This is a genomic window from Sphingobacterium sp. HMA12, from assembly GCF_002933815.1.
Classification (GTDB): Bacteria; Bacteroidota; Bacteroidia; order Sphingobacteriales; family Sphingobacteriaceae; genus Sphingobacterium.
The window spans coordinates 2,126,905-2,140,431 of sequence record NZ_BEYR01000001.1 but is presented as its reverse complement, the minus strand read 5'-3'; the positions used below and the strand labels follow the sequence as shown (position 1 = coordinate 2,140,431).

Sequence of the window (13,527 nt, the reverse complement as noted above, 5' to 3'; positions counted from 1 at the left end):
AGAAATTCATTTAAAAAACATTCCACAATACGATGTGATAGGTGTCAAATTTATTAAGAAAGGATCAATAGTCCGCATGATAAAAAGACACTGAAAAATGAAACATGGCATGGAAATACAAATATGTTACCAGATCAAATAATTCTCTCGTTTAACAAAGGAAATGATTATTTTTAAATAGGTAAATAGACTACCGATCGCAAAAAATAAAACAATGAAGAAGAATTTTGCCAAAGCAGAAATGTTTATCCGAAAAGATGTTACGGAGGTGTTTCAGTCCATTGTAGACCCTGCAATTACAATTAAAATTTGGTTCACCAAAAGTTCTGGGAAATTAGAAAAGGGAAAAAATATTGAATGGGAATGGGAGATGTATAACCATAAGGTCAATGTTGAGGTACTGGAAATCATAGATAACAAAAAAATTGTTTTCAACTGGGGTAATTATGACAAGCCTTCTATTGTCGAATGGGAATTTCAGGCAATAAAAGGAGGGACATTTGTATCGGTAACTAATGAAATCGAACATGATACGCCTCAAAAGCTGATTGCTGAAGTAAGGGACAGTACCGAGGGATTTACACTCGTTTTAGCAAACCTGAAAGCATATTTGGAATTTAATATTTTACTTAACCTGGTCGGAGACCGATTTCCAGAAATGTAGAGCGCCTGAAAATAAAATTTATAAGGTAGACTATTTCGAAGATATGATTTTTGGATGCGATACCCGATAAAGACCAGCAGTCCGATGATGAAAATTGCAATGAACATACTGCCATCCCTGCCAGTATCAAATAGAAATGGAAGGGATATCATGTATGCTATAGGTCTAAATCACTGGTAAATTTTGTTGGTCTTGGGCTTTGGCGGCCATAAAAACGGCAAAGATCAACATAAAAGTCAGAAGCTGTGCTGCTCGCTTCCATTTGTGATAAAATCTGTGATCAACTTGTAATCATTTTTCATTAAGGTATAAGCAATCCTGTCGGACTGATCGCGATTTGCGATGACAGTTAGGTTTGTCTCATCCATATAGAGCTTGTAACGGGGACCGTCAAGGGACGACAATAGTGCTGTGTCTCCTGATAAAACCAGAGATTTGCCATTTTTTTGGCTCCAGTTTTTAATGTATTGGCCAATTGATGCAGACTTTGCTTTTGGAAAGTTTGCCGTTAAGGTACAGAGCGGGCCGATTTCATTGTAAACAACAGTTGTTTTGGAATGATTGTAAGCGAATTGATCGAATAATTTTTTCCCGGAAGCAAATAAGCCGATACATAGAATAGCTATTGCCGTAAGCGTGTAATTTGTTTTCATGACTTATTGGTATGTTTATGTATAAAATAATAGGTAAGTAAACCGAATGCTAGGCTCACACTCAAGATAATGACAGAATGCAAGCCAAACGGTTGTGTATAATAACATAGCGTGAGTCCGGCAGAACCGGCAAATAATACACAGCACCAATTTAGTGCTTGCTCCGCAAGATTCTTTTCTTTGGGGAGAATTTCAGAAATTATTGCTACGGGAGCATTACGCTGAATAAGGGTCCTTCGCAAGCGATCGTTTAAGAACAGTTTGATAAGCCTGAGCAAAAAAGATGAAGCAATCCAAATGGACAGTAAAACAGCAAGAGCATTGAGCGAGAAAAAGATAACTTCTTTATCTTCCATCACTGAAGTGCTCTTTTGTAAAGCCATGGTTGGAACGGTAATGACTGTAAGCAGCAATGTTAAGTTCAAAATGCGTTTCATATAATTGATTTTATAGTATATCAGATCCAGCGATTCGATTTAGGTTGCAAAAGAATCTGTTTTTTTTATGATCATGTTCAATTTTTGTCGATATCGTATTACGAAAAGCACGGTCTGTATGCAAATAAAAGAAAGCGGCAGAATGCCAAAGAAATAACGTAAAATGATCGGAAGCTGAATAAACAGCGCTATAAATTGTTTCCCGTAGATAACAGCGCTGACCGTAACCAATATACCACCCAGGGTCGCCGCCACCAGGGCTGCCCAGTGAATCGGAATCTTTTGGGGGATCAACATGTTGACAATATCATCCGGTAGATCCGGATCAAAGGTGGCCATGGGTAATTCTTGGATAGCTAAGTTGATCGACTGGTAGTTTTCAAATTTAATTCTACAGATCGGACAGGCGGAAATATGATCCATTTCCAAGCTTGTTGTGCCATCAGTGGAATCAGCAAGAGTCTGCAGCTGTTCTTCGGTTAAATGTGCGATGTTCATAATTCCTCCCTTTTTTGTGATTTCAATAGAATATCTTTTAATTGCTTGCGTGCACGAAACAAATAAGACTTTATGGTACCCTCCGGTAATTGTGTGATTTCTGAAATCTCCTGTAAACTAAGTTCCTGTTGATAATGTAACCCGATCAGTGTTTGATATAATGCTGGGAGCTGTGTCACAGCATGTGCTATAGTTTGTGTGAGCTCACGCGCATACAGTCCATCTTCCGTCGTATTCGTGGATGCATGTGCAATTTTATAATCGACATAGGATAGGTTACTGTCTTCGAAAAAACTTTCCAATAGCAGTGGACGCTTTTTCCGAAGATAATGCAAACAGGTATTATAGGTAATTTGTCCGATCCAGGTGGATAATTTGCTCTGAAAGCGGAAATGTCCCAGATTATTGTACACCTTGATATAGACATCCTGTATGATATCCCGTCGGTCTGCAGCGACTGGGATCATTTTATAAACGAAATGAGCAACAAGTTTCTCATGATCGATAATGAGCTTTTTGAAAGCATGCGGATTCCGTCTCAAGATCTGAGAGACTAGTTCCCGGTCGGCGTCAGGTTGTATCGTTGTTGTTGTGCTCACGGATAATTAAGACCCATAAATTAATTTTAGGTTGCATTAAATTAAAAAATAAGTATTTAAAATCGATTATCTGATTGATTTTTAGTTTGTTTTGTTTTGACTTTTTGCTGAATTTGTTTGCGGAGAAGAAGATTGTAATAAAGCGGCGATATTACTGGGCTTTAGGCTGGCAAGAACAGTAACCATCATCAAAATCACCATGAAGAGAAATGCTGTTAAGGGATAATTTGTTTATCCCGCATTTCGTCGAATAAACGAAAAAACATCTGCTCGGTATCTACGTACTCATGAAATCCCATTCTTCGTGCTTTACTGCCATCAGCAAAAAAGTCATAATCCCAAGAAAAAACAAAATCGCCAAAAGCCCAAGCAGATACTTCTTTATAAGTATAGTTCAATCCATGTTGAGTCCTTATATCTTCCCATATATCTGCTTTGTCGGACATCATCGTCTGTAGAGATAAGGGTAAGGGCGAGTCGACTTCCATCTTGAAATATTTCGCGATCTTGGGCCAGAGATTCTCCCAACGGAATAAGTCACCATTATTAATATTGAAGGCCTGATTGGCCGCAAGAGGTTCCGTGGCGGCCCATACAGTCGCCTTTGCTAATAAGTTGGCATCGGTCATTTCCAAGAGTTTGCCATAGGCAGCGAGTTTCCCCGGAAAGCGTAGCGGGATATTTAATGCTTTGGAGATTGTTGCATATACAGCAATTAACAAAGCAAGATTCATCGGGTTGTCGGGAGCTGTTCCCCCTACAACTGATGGACGGATCGCTGACCAGGTCCAGTTCTTTCCAATTTGCTGTTGTTGGAGATACTGGAGCTGACTGCTGTTAAATTCCGGTGGCATGTGTCCGGCATCCGATTCTTTGGCTGGTGTTTTAAATGGACCAAGGTGGGCACCGTAAACTTTATAGCCTTGCATGAGACTAACATGCCGTAAAGATTTCGCTACCGGCTCAATTGCGGTTAACATATTGACTAACATTTTCAAATTGGGCTCGACCAAAGCTGCCCAGCTGTCCCGGTCCTGATAAGCTGCGTAAAAAATATGAGTTACGTTTGTTAATGAGTTTAGTTTGTTGACAGCGTCCGCTAAATCCAGTAAATCTACTGCAATATAACGCACGTGGCTTTGATCGCTCCCACCGCGACGCGATAATGCAATGACGTCCCAGTTTCCAAGGCTGCTAAGATAATCAATGAGGTTTGTGCCGATGACACCATTTGCCCCAACGATTAATGCGGTATTGTTTGTTGCTTCCATCTGAATTTCTTTTTAAACAAAAATAGTGTTGATCAGATCGGGCGGGATGTAAAAATCGGCTATAATTTTGTACATTTCTTAAATGAAACGCTATCGACAATTTGATCCTGTTTTGGTGTCGGAATTTAAAGCCTCTGAATGGATACATCCCGAACATAATCATAATCACTACGAGTTTATTTTTATTGTGCATGGGAGAGGCACACATGTGATCAATGGTCATACTGTTCCTTACCAAAGCGGGGCTGTTTTCTTTATTGGGCCAGAAGAGTACCACTATTTTGAGATTAAACTGGAGACTCATTTTATTTTTTTAAAATTTACAGATGCATATAGCCACTGGCATGCAGCCGATTCTGGTGTTTTAACCCGAAACTTGGAGTATTTGGTAAAAAGCAGGGAGACCCATCAGCATGGATTTCCGCTACTCGCTGCTGATCTGTTGACTGTTCGTCTATTGTTTCAGGTCGTTGCTTCATTAAAACACGATACTTTTGCCAATCAAGACTTGATCTGGTATCAGTTGCTTGGAATTGCTACGATTCTGATGAGAAATATGCCTGAATTACAGGTGGGTGGGGCTAGAAGCCGCGAACTACAAGCGATGTTTTGTTATATCCATAAAAATATATATACGCCCAATTTATTGAAGTCGCAGGTCATGGCCCCTCATTTTAATATTTCACCTGATTATTTGGGAACCTATTTCAAACGTCATGTCGGAATGACCATAAGGGCATATATTCTGCGCTACCGAAATACGCTTATTCGACAGCGTATCGCTGCAGGGCGGATGATCTTAAAGGAAATTGCACATGAGTTTGGATTGACAGACGTAAGCCACCTTAGCAAAATCTTACAGAAAGATGCCGGAGCCTAAAAAGAGAGCCCCCTAAACATTAGTTTAGGGGGCTCTCTTTTTATTTATACCTAGATTATTAATTACATGGTATTTTCTTTTTTCCGGCTCCAATACCCTTGATTACAGTTCTGCCATCAACAAGTTGGGTAACTTTTACCGCGTTGCTTTGTGTGCCGTTCCAAGGGAATGTATTGAAAGCATTGCCATTGGTTAAGACAAGTGGGTACAATTCACCACCAGAAGTTTTACTTCCAAACATCGTAACTTCACCCGTTCTGCTAATCACAAGCTTGATTAATGGTTTTGTTGCCGTACCTTTCATGTCATAGATATTGCCGACTCTTTTATTGGTTTGTACATCCGTACCTTCGTATTTACTTCCATCAGCAAATTGAATATTTTGTTTTGAAGAAGCGCCTGCATTCTGAAATTGGATTTCCTGTTTGGCCAATTTGACACCGTTTACTTCCATATTGAAAGCGTTGTCAAGTTCAGTGATATCAAAGACAAAACCATAGTTTGCAACCGGTGCAGTAAAACTGCGTTCTATTGTGCTACCATTTGCGTAGAATGTACCATCTTTCATAATTCCTTTTTTGCCGCCAGAAGATGTTTCAGGATAACTCCAATTTAAACCATCACTAGTTACATTCTGCGTACAAGTTTTGAAATTGAGTTTGAGGTCATATTTTTGTCCCGGATTGATCTTTACATTTGGAATGCTGACGTTTGATTTTGTCTCGCCGTCAATTGTCAAGGTTCCTAATTTAAGTGTTCCGTTGCTCGTTGCTGGATGAATCAACAAAGAAGGAGTACTAACAACTGTACGTAGACCATTCCCTAAACCTGGAAACTGAGCCAGCACACCAGCATCATTCAGGGCATTGTAAGTAAGCGCTTCATCCGATAGTTTGAAGTTTGCCGTAGAATAGCTTGGTTTGAATACCGCATTTTCAAGTTTTGTAATTGCACCGGTCATATTTGGATCCATTGTCAAAGTTGTAATGATCTGACTGAAACGGTGTTTTAAAACAACATTTAAGTTGTTTACACCTGTGTTCAATTTCAAAGAACCTGTGTAAACCATTAAATCACCACTGATATTGTCCAGACTTGCTGCAGACAATGTGCTTTGGTTGTTGATATTAGGAACAGTGCTCGTGCTATTGATTGAATACGCAATGAAGGTATAGGTTTTGCCTGCATCCAGCGCAATTCCCGCCGCTGTTGATTCACTACCATAGCTATAGGTTTTTTCTGTTACATAGCTACCTTGGTTGTCATATACCACAACTTTATATTTGATATCTTTGTCCAATGGTTTCTCGCTTACCTGAGCAGCGGCAGCTTTTGGACTCGATGCGGCAACTAATCCCTTTTTTACAGCTGCTGCCGAACTGTTTGTCAGGACAACATCAATGGAACATCCATTACCAAAAGGCACGGTCATTTCCTGAACATCCGAGGCATTGTTTGAAGTTAAAGATCCTTTAGCAGATCCTTGCTTTTGACCTACAGTGCTACTGCCATCTTCACCATAGGCTTCGACACCTTGTAGATTGATTTTAACCACTGTCTCTCCAGTTATTGCTGTAGTTTCACCACTCTTTTGACAAGAGTAAAGGCCAGAGCCCGTTAGTACAATGCAGGTTAGCATTAAAATGTTTTTCAGATTACGGTAAGACTTTAAATTCATGTAATTAGATATTTATGTAATGGATTTCTTTGTTTTTAATGTATTTTTATATGATACAAAGCGTTTAGTAAAATCCTTATTCGGGAATCTTAAAAAAAACCTGTGTAATTTTTATTGTGTCAGTAATATGCTATCTATTGTAGAAAATGTTTTCCGATACAAAATTAAATGGATTTTTTGTTTAAGAAGTGTTGTTTTATTAATGAATCTTTTCTTGTAGAGAAACAACTACATCGCTGCATTTTCTGTAATGGATTACGTTGTAACGCAACTGGTTTTCGCCTTAGAATAAGTTTCAGCATGTAAAATCTTATCATATGCACCCATGAGACAAAACAATAGATGCTTATTGTAAATAGAAAAATTTTAATTTTGCTTTACCGCCTTGCAGCGACCACGGCTTCAACTTTATTGGTAATAACGGTGTAAATTCATCTATCGGAATAACAGCTTTCAGTCTAAGAAACTGGAAAGAATAAGTCTGGGGCAAACAAACTATTTATTGAATTTTAAACAATTACTTAAATGCGATTACCTTTTCTACCCTACGATCCGAATTGGAAAAAACAATTTGAGTCAATTAAGCTGGAACTACAAGCGATACTCCAACCACTTGACCCCCGAATTGATCATATTGGCAGTACCGCAGTGGAAGGTCTGTCCGCTAAACCGATCATTGATATGCAATTAGGAGTCGCGAATGAAACGGATTTGGATTGGTTGCCCAGTTTGCTAAAATTGCCGAATATCGTTTATTACGAAAAATATAACCAAGATTGGCCGGAACGCCGTTTTTTTATTTTACTTCGTGACCCCATATATCAAATTAATGCTCCGGATGTTGTAAAGATAGGAGAGGAGATACCGGCGATCTTACATGATCATAATCTTCGCGTTGCCCATTTACATGCTTTTGTAAAGGGCTCGGCAGATTGGGTAAGACATATGGCGTTTCGTGATTATCTAATCGCACATCCGAAGGTCAAAGAAAGCTATCAGGAGCTCAAACAAAACCTAATTCAACTCGAATGGGTTGATGGAAACGATTATAACAAGGGTAAGGACGAATTTTTAAAAATGCAGGAAAGAAACGCATTGATATGGTACAGGGAGAGACAGCAATGACTATCGAAAATATAGGGATTAAGTAGAAAACCTATAGATATCGCATCTCAATACATAAATCAATTGTACCGTGCCCCTTGCCAAAGATAACCTCGAAGCAATTATGGAAGAAAAAAATAGAATTTCCAAATCCTTAAAAGAATTGTTACCTTTTGATGGGAAAGAAAATCTGGATGGAAATTGGTGATTTTACGCCACAGTCAATAGATTCAGACAAAGTGATCAATATAAAAATAATGAATAAGATAAAATCAGCATATAAGAAGATTAATTTAGCGGACTGGAAGCGCAAGGAGCACTTTGCGGTATATCGCAACCAGATGAAATGCGGCTTTAGCCTGACAACGAAAATTGATATCGCCAAAGTGCTTCCTTTTATCAAGGAAAATGGCTATAAATTTTATCCCGTCATGATATACCTCATCACACGTGCCGTAAACAGGCATGACGCGTTTAAGATGGCAATGAAGGAGGGGGAGCTCATTGTCTGGGATTATGTAAATCCCATATATACCGTATTGCATTCGGAACCAGAAACTTTTTCTGCCCTAACGGCCATATACGATAAAGATTTTAAGAAGTTTATGGCTAATTATAAGGATGTAGGAGAAAGACACGCAGATAACCTGCATTTTTTTCCAGAACAGCCACCGGAGAATCATTTTAATATTTCGGCAATTCCATGGATTAATTTTGATAGTTTTAATCTGCATATTGCCGACTTTACAGATTATTTTGCCCCTTCTTTTACCATCGGAAAATATAAAAAACAAGCTGATGAGATCTTGATGCCCATCGCGATCCAGGTGCATCATGCCGTCTGTGATGGAATTCATGTCGCACAATTGATCGCAACATTGGAAGAGTACTGCGAGAACATTGAAACAATCATTAAATCTCAAGTATAAAAAACGAATCGTGGTTATCGATAAAATCTTCCTGTACTCTTCGAGTCAAGTAATAGCTCAATGATATGTCAACAAAAATACGACAATTAACACCATCGGATTTCCCGGAGCTGCTACAGGCAATTAATGCAGCTTTTGTGGATTATATTGTTCCATTTCAGCTTGATGTCGAACAGTTGAGGCAGAAGATCAGAATGGAAGATATCGACTTCGCTTGGTCTGTTGGGACATTCGTAGCAGGCGAACTTGTAGCCTTCATGTTGCATGGCCTGCGCGAATTAGATCATCAGTCTGTTGTCTACAACGGTGGGACGGGTGTGTTACCTAAATTCCGTGGACTTGGGCTGGTGGGAAAAATGTATGATTATCTACTGCCTTTGCTGAGCCAACATCAAATAAAAAGTATTGTTCTGGAGACAATAGAAAGTAACCAGTCAGCTATTCGTGCTTATGAAAAGACTGGTTTTTTGATCAGTAGAAAATTGTTATGCTTTAATGGTGTCATTCAATCCGCAAAAGTGGAGCAGGTTGCCACAATCCAGACGCTATCTGATTTTTCATGGACATTGTTCCAATCGTTTTGGGATATTTTACCAAGCTGGCAAAGTGCGCCACAGAGCATGGATACCCTGCGGCCAAATGCATTGGCTGCATATATTGAAGGTAAGCTCGTTGGTTATATGCTTTTTAATCTTCGAGGCAGACGAATTTACCATATAGCCGTGGCACCTGAATTTCGAGGAAAAGGCGTGGGAAAGCAGCTTTTTCAGGCGCTTAGAAATGAGCTGCAAACAGAAAAAATACAGTTCAATAACATTGATGCGAAAGCGGAGGAATTGAAACTATTTCTGGAGAAGCAAGGCTTGGTAAATGAGATTAATCAACTTGAAATGACAAAAGTATTATAAATCAGATATCCTATATGATAAGGTCGATTTTTCTTACGCTTGACCAAAACATTCGTATAAGGAAGTTGGTATATAAGAGATAAATTGTACTTATGGTAGACGAAAAGCTTGCAAAGGAATTGATTCAATTAGCAAATGCTGATAGACTATTAAGGGAAGATTTAGCCCAAAAAAGTGCACTGGGGAAGGGCTATCATCCGAAAATGGAAGCCGTTCATCGCGCTAATGCGAAGCGATTATGCGAAATAATTGACAAGATAGGATATCCCGGTATTTCAAAAGTTGGCGAAGAGGCTAGTGAAGCCGCTTGGTTGATTGTACAGCATGCGGTATCGGAGCCCTTGTTCATGCAAAATTGTTACCAATTGATGACCATGGAAAAAAAGGACATTAATTTGGCCCATATAGCCTATTTATACGATAGAATACAGTGTTTCAAGGGCAAGCCACAGCGTTTTGGAACACAGTTAACCGCGGATGGAGGAATCTATCCTGTGGAAAATAAGGAAGACCTAAACAAATTGCGTTTGGGGATGAATCTGCCTCAGCTCACCAAAAGGAAACTTGAGACGGTGTATCATGTGGACGAGCTTAAGATTTTAGATCAGCGGGATCCTGACTATACAATCTGGCGAAAGAAAGTAGGTTGGATATAGTTCTTTTTAAGTAATGCGAAAATTTCACCATCCACAAAACGTCCCTTCTCAAAGAAGTAGTCGTGCAGAATTCCTTCTGAAACAAGGTTCATTTTTTCAAGCAACTTACGGGAGGCCAAGTTGTCAGGGTCGATAAAAGCCTCTATGCGGTTGAGCTTATATTCCTCAAATCCGTAAGAAATAATGGTAGAAATTGCTTCCGTCATAATCCCCTTTTGCCAGAAGTCCGGATGAAGTTCATAGCCGATTTCTACACGAAAGTGCTCAGAGGAGAAGTTATGAAAACCGCAAGAACCAATGAGCTGATCCGGATTGTCCTTCAGACAAATTGCCCAACGAATCGCTTCTTTTTGTTTAAAATTTTTTTGCCAGGTCTTTACCAAATCATAGGCCTCTTCCATGTGCTGGAAAGTTGGTAAATCAAAATATAATGTTACTTCATCTTTTGAAAAATAAGAGAATAACGCCGGGGCATCCGAATGTAAAATTTGACGCAAATAGATACGTTCAGTCGATAGAATTGGGAATATATCCGATATCATGAGGGTAAAAATAGTAAAATATGTTTAATTAAGAAACGATGATGTGAGTTTTCGACATTTTTTGTATGTTTGTCGAGTAATGGCAATGCAACAGGAAAATATTAGGGAAGAAATTATCCTTTCTTCAATGAAAGTATTTGAAACTTATGGTTTTACAAGGGTTTCAATGCAAGATATTTCTAAAGCCTGTGGTAAAGGGCGTAGTACTTTGTATTACTATTTTACGAGCAAAATGGATGTTTTTGACGCGATAGCTGAATGTTTATGTCAGCAAGTATTCACCATTGCAAAGGAAAGCTATAGTCGGGATGCTTCTTTGGAGGAAAATTTGGTTGGTTTTCTAAGAGCGAAATTGCGCCAAATTAATTTGATTACCAAGCGTTTTCATTTGGCTTTCGAGGATATGAAGTCGGATCCGGCATTAATGGTGTCCAAGACACGTTATATGTTGGATGATGAAATTAAATTGATTCGTGAAATGATCGGGATTGCTATTGCAAAAGGAGAAATTCAGTTTTTAGAAGAAAAGGATATTATCTTCCTCTCAGAAATGTTAGTAACGACATCTCGTTGTTTTGAGCAGGAAGTGCTGCTATTTGACCGGTTTCCTGATTTCGAAGCACGGCTTGCTTGGCTAACTAGCATTTGTGTAAAAGGGCTAAGATAGCTGTTTTTATATCCCGACATTAAAATTGATGAGCATTTGCTCTTTTTTAGCAAAGAGATTCGACAAAAAAACAAAATATGTCTATTTTGTTTTTAACGCACACAATAGGAATACCGAATAAAAGATACGATATAACATGATATTAAATGCAAAAATAGGAAAGGTGAGCAGAAAGTTAACGGCACAGAAATACCTGCTCGTATTGGTAGAAACGGAGGAGAAGATTCAGCCTGAGTCTACCGGTTTATTGGATGCAGCGTTTGATTGTTATTTATTGGTACATCGTGAAATCGAACGTTTGGATGAATTGGCGCTTGCATTGGAAAGTGTAAATAAAGAAGTGCGACTGGCGCGCAATTTTAATGAACTGAAAGATAAAGGGATCGTGATCGGTGACTTGAATCAGATCACAGTTAAGATATTGAAATAAACTGTTTATTGAAACAAATCTAGTATGTACAAAGTTGTTTACTCCCTGTCCCGCAAATTGAAATGGAAGGCCAGTGAGATCTATCAATTCCTATATCAGCGTTTTCCGGAGATCAAGAATATTGATTTATTGTTGGATGACCAGCAATTTTTACTTGTTGTCAAGATTAACAGCCGTTTAGAATTTTCAATTCTAAATATTTGCCAGCAACAAGGCCTTGCGATGCAGTTTGTCCAGGTAGAGGATATTGATTAACAATTTGTGAAAATCCGGTCCAGCGCATTGTTGTAATGCATAAATTTACATTTCATATTTTTCGATTCCGGCGATGAAGGACTATTTTTCAACCAATGGAGTTTTAAACCAAACTTTTTTTTGTACGAAGGGTTATTCTTAACTTACAGGAAGGTGTTTAGCCGGATACTCAACTGGTGTATATTGTGATAATAGGTATAAATAATAATTAATCATAGATCATTTCTATTAATATGAGTACATTTTCAACAAAAGCTTTCGGAACCGAAGCGCCGACAGCAGATTTAAAACAGCTTGAAGTTCAACGCCGCGAAGTAACGGCAGGAGATGTGGAGATTGATATTCTCTATTGTGGTGTTTGCCATTCGGATTTACATACCGCACGTAACGAATGGGGTGGGACAGTTTATCCAAATGTTCCCGGTCATGAGATTGTCGGACGAATTACAAAAGTAGGATCTGGTGTAACTAAGTTTAAAGTGGGAGATCTTGCCGGTGTCGGTTGTATGGTAGATAGTTGCCGTGAATGTGAGAGCTGTAAAGAAGGGTTGGAACAATATTGTGAGAATGGAAATATCCAAACATACAATGGTCATGATAAGCATCTGGATAAACAGACTTTCGGTGGATATTCAGAACGTGTTGTTGTAGATCAGGACTTTGTTTTACATATTCCTGAAAATTTGGATCTGGCGGCAACAGCGCCCTTGCTTTGCGCCGGTATTACAACTTATTCACCATTACGGCATTGGAAAGTTGGTCCAGGACAGAAAGTCGGTATTGTGGGCATTGGTGGTTTGGGGCATATGGGGGTGAAAATTGCTAAAGCGATGGGGGCACATGTCGTTGTGATAACAACTTCGGAAAGTAAAGTGGAAGACGCCAAACGTTTGGGTGCTGACGAAGTTATTCTATCAACAGATCAGGAACAGATGAAAAAGAATGCCGGCACTTTACATTTTATTTTGGATTGCGTCTCTGCGCAACATGATATCAACGCCTACCTGAGCCTATTAAAACGCGATGGTTCCCTTACCCTTGTGGGGGCTCCGGAACATCCGCTTCCCGTAGCGCCATTTAGTTTAATCCCTACACGTAAAAGTTTCTCAGGATCAATGATCGGGGGGATTGCAGAAACTCAAGAAATGCTGGATTTCTGCGGAAAGCATAACATCACTTCGGATATAGAACTCATTCGAATGCAGGATATTAACCTCGCGTATGATAGGTTACTAAAGAGCGATGTAAAATATCGATTTGTGATCGATATGGAAAGCTTAAAGAACTAAGGAGGCAAATCGGGCAACGCTAATCAATCGGAAGCGGCTTTTAGTTAACGGTAGGCTCAATTTTTCC

At 39.1% G+C, this 13,527-nt stretch carries 17 protein-coding genes; 10 read left to right on the top strand and 7 right to left on the bottom strand.

Annotated elements, in window-relative coordinates; all coding sequences use genetic code 11:
• Positions 1-214 precede the first annotated feature (214 nt).
• Positions 215-664 (top strand): SRPBCC family protein, encoded by a 450-nt coding sequence (locus tag HMAT_RS09140; RefSeq protein WP_104382413.1) that lies wholly within the window; start codon positions 215-217, stop codon positions 662-664.
• Between the two features lie 236 nt (positions 665-900).
• Here HMAT_RS09140 and HMAT_RS09135 read toward each other — a convergent pair whose 3' ends face one another.
• From HMAT_RS09135 to HMAT_RS09115, 5 genes are all read right to left on the bottom strand, one after another.
• Positions 901-1,317 (bottom strand): hypothetical protein, encoded by a 417-nt coding sequence (locus tag HMAT_RS09135; protein WP_104382412.1) that lies wholly within the window; start codon positions 1,315-1,317, stop codon positions 901-903.
• Positions 1,314-1,754 (bottom strand): hypothetical protein, encoded by a 441-nt coding sequence (locus HMAT_RS09130; RefSeq protein ID WP_158655681.1) that lies wholly within the window; start codon positions 1,752-1,754, stop codon positions 1,314-1,316. Before HMAT_RS09130 ends, HMAT_RS09135 begins: the two co-directional genes overlap by 4 nt.
• Before the next feature lie 39 nt (positions 1,755-1,793).
• Positions 1,794-2,252 (bottom strand): hypothetical protein, encoded by a 459-nt coding sequence (locus HMAT_RS09125; protein ID WP_104382410.1) that lies wholly within the window; start codon positions 2,250-2,252, stop codon positions 1,794-1,796.
• Complete coding sequence (locus HMAT_RS09120; RefSeq protein ID WP_199768579.1) at positions 2,249-2,851, bottom strand: RNA polymerase sigma factor; 603 nt, start codon at positions 2,849-2,851, stop codon at positions 2,249-2,251. The genes HMAT_RS09125 and HMAT_RS09120 overlap by 4 nt, the downstream gene beginning before the upstream one ends.
• A gap of 215 nt (positions 2,852-3,066) precedes the next feature.
• Positions 3,067-4,122: an SDR family oxidoreductase gene (locus HMAT_RS09115; protein WP_104382409.1), complete on the bottom strand. Its 1,056-nt coding sequence runs from the start codon at positions 4,120-4,122 to the stop codon at positions 3,067-3,069.
• A gap of 82 nt (positions 4,123-4,204) precedes the next feature.
• Between HMAT_RS09115 and HMAT_RS09110 the strand changes: the two genes are divergently transcribed.
• Entirely contained in the window at positions 4,205-5,002 is a 798-nt protein-coding gene (locus HMAT_RS09110) for an AraC family transcriptional regulator (RefSeq protein WP_104382408.1), read from the top strand.
• 58 nt (positions 5,003-5,060) lie between these two features.
• Here HMAT_RS09110 and HMAT_RS09105 read toward each other — a convergent pair whose 3' ends face one another.
• Positions 5,061-6,680: a fimbrillin family protein gene (locus tag HMAT_RS09105; RefSeq protein ID WP_104382407.1), complete on the bottom strand. Its 1,620-nt coding sequence runs from the start codon at positions 6,678-6,680 to the stop codon at positions 5,061-5,063.
• 525 nt (positions 6,681-7,205) lie between these two features.
• On the opposite strand from HMAT_RS09105, the gene HMAT_RS09100 reads away from it, so the two are divergent.
• From HMAT_RS09100 to HMAT_RS09085, 4 genes are all read left to right on the top strand, one after another.
• Entirely contained in the window at positions 7,206-7,805 is a 600-nt protein-coding gene (locus HMAT_RS09100) for a GrpB family protein (protein ID WP_104382406.1), read from the top strand.
• Positions 7,806-8,041: 236 nt separating this feature from the next.
• Positions 8,042-8,713 (top strand): type A chloramphenicol O-acetyltransferase, encoded by a 672-nt coding sequence (catA, locus tag HMAT_RS09095; protein WP_104383361.1) that lies wholly within the window; start codon positions 8,042-8,044, stop codon positions 8,711-8,713.
• Between the two features lie 65 nt (positions 8,714-8,778).
• Positions 8,779-9,621: a GNAT family N-acetyltransferase gene (locus HMAT_RS09090; protein WP_104382405.1), complete on the top strand. Its 843-nt coding sequence runs from the start codon at positions 8,779-8,781 to the stop codon at positions 9,619-9,621.
• A gap of 92 nt (positions 9,622-9,713) precedes the next feature.
• Entirely contained in the window at positions 9,714-10,277 is a 564-nt protein-coding gene (locus tag HMAT_RS09085) for a DUF6624 domain-containing protein (RefSeq protein ID WP_104382404.1), read from the top strand.
• Here the strand turns inward: HMAT_RS09085 and HMAT_RS09080 are convergent.
• On the bottom strand, positions 10,241-10,819 hold the full coding sequence (locus tag HMAT_RS09080) for a GNAT family N-acetyltransferase (RefSeq protein WP_104382403.1): 579 nt from the start codon (positions 10,817-10,819) through the stop codon (positions 10,241-10,243). The genes HMAT_RS09085 and HMAT_RS09080 overlap by 37 nt on opposite strands.
• Before the next feature lie 79 nt (positions 10,820-10,898).
• Between HMAT_RS09080 and HMAT_RS09075 the strand changes: the two genes are divergently transcribed.
• The 4 genes from HMAT_RS09075 (at position 10,899) to HMAT_RS09060 (ending at position 13,460) form a co-directional block, all read left to right on the top strand.
• Positions 10,899-11,486 carry a TetR/AcrR family transcriptional regulator gene (locus HMAT_RS09075; protein ID WP_104382402.1) on the top strand — a complete coding sequence of 196 codons (588 nt, stop codon included), beginning with the start codon at positions 10,899-10,901 and terminating at the stop codon, positions 11,484-11,486.
• 136 nt (positions 11,487-11,622) lie between these two features.
• On the top strand, positions 11,623-11,916 hold the full coding sequence (locus HMAT_RS09070; protein ID WP_104382401.1) for a hypothetical protein: 294 nt from the start codon (positions 11,623-11,625) through the stop codon (positions 11,914-11,916).
• Between the two features lie 24 nt (positions 11,917-11,940).
• The gene (locus HMAT_RS09065; RefSeq protein WP_104382400.1) at positions 11,941-12,171 is read left to right on the top strand and encodes a hypothetical protein; all 231 of its coding nucleotides are present in this window, start codon (positions 11,941-11,943) and stop codon (positions 12,169-12,171) included.
• A 233-nt stretch (positions 12,172-12,404) separates the two neighbouring features.
• Complete coding sequence (locus tag HMAT_RS09060) at positions 12,405-13,460, top strand: NAD(P)-dependent alcohol dehydrogenase (protein WP_104382399.1); 1,056 nt, start codon at positions 12,405-12,407, stop codon at positions 13,458-13,460.
• The last annotated feature ends 67 nt before the right edge of the window (positions 13,461-13,527 follow it).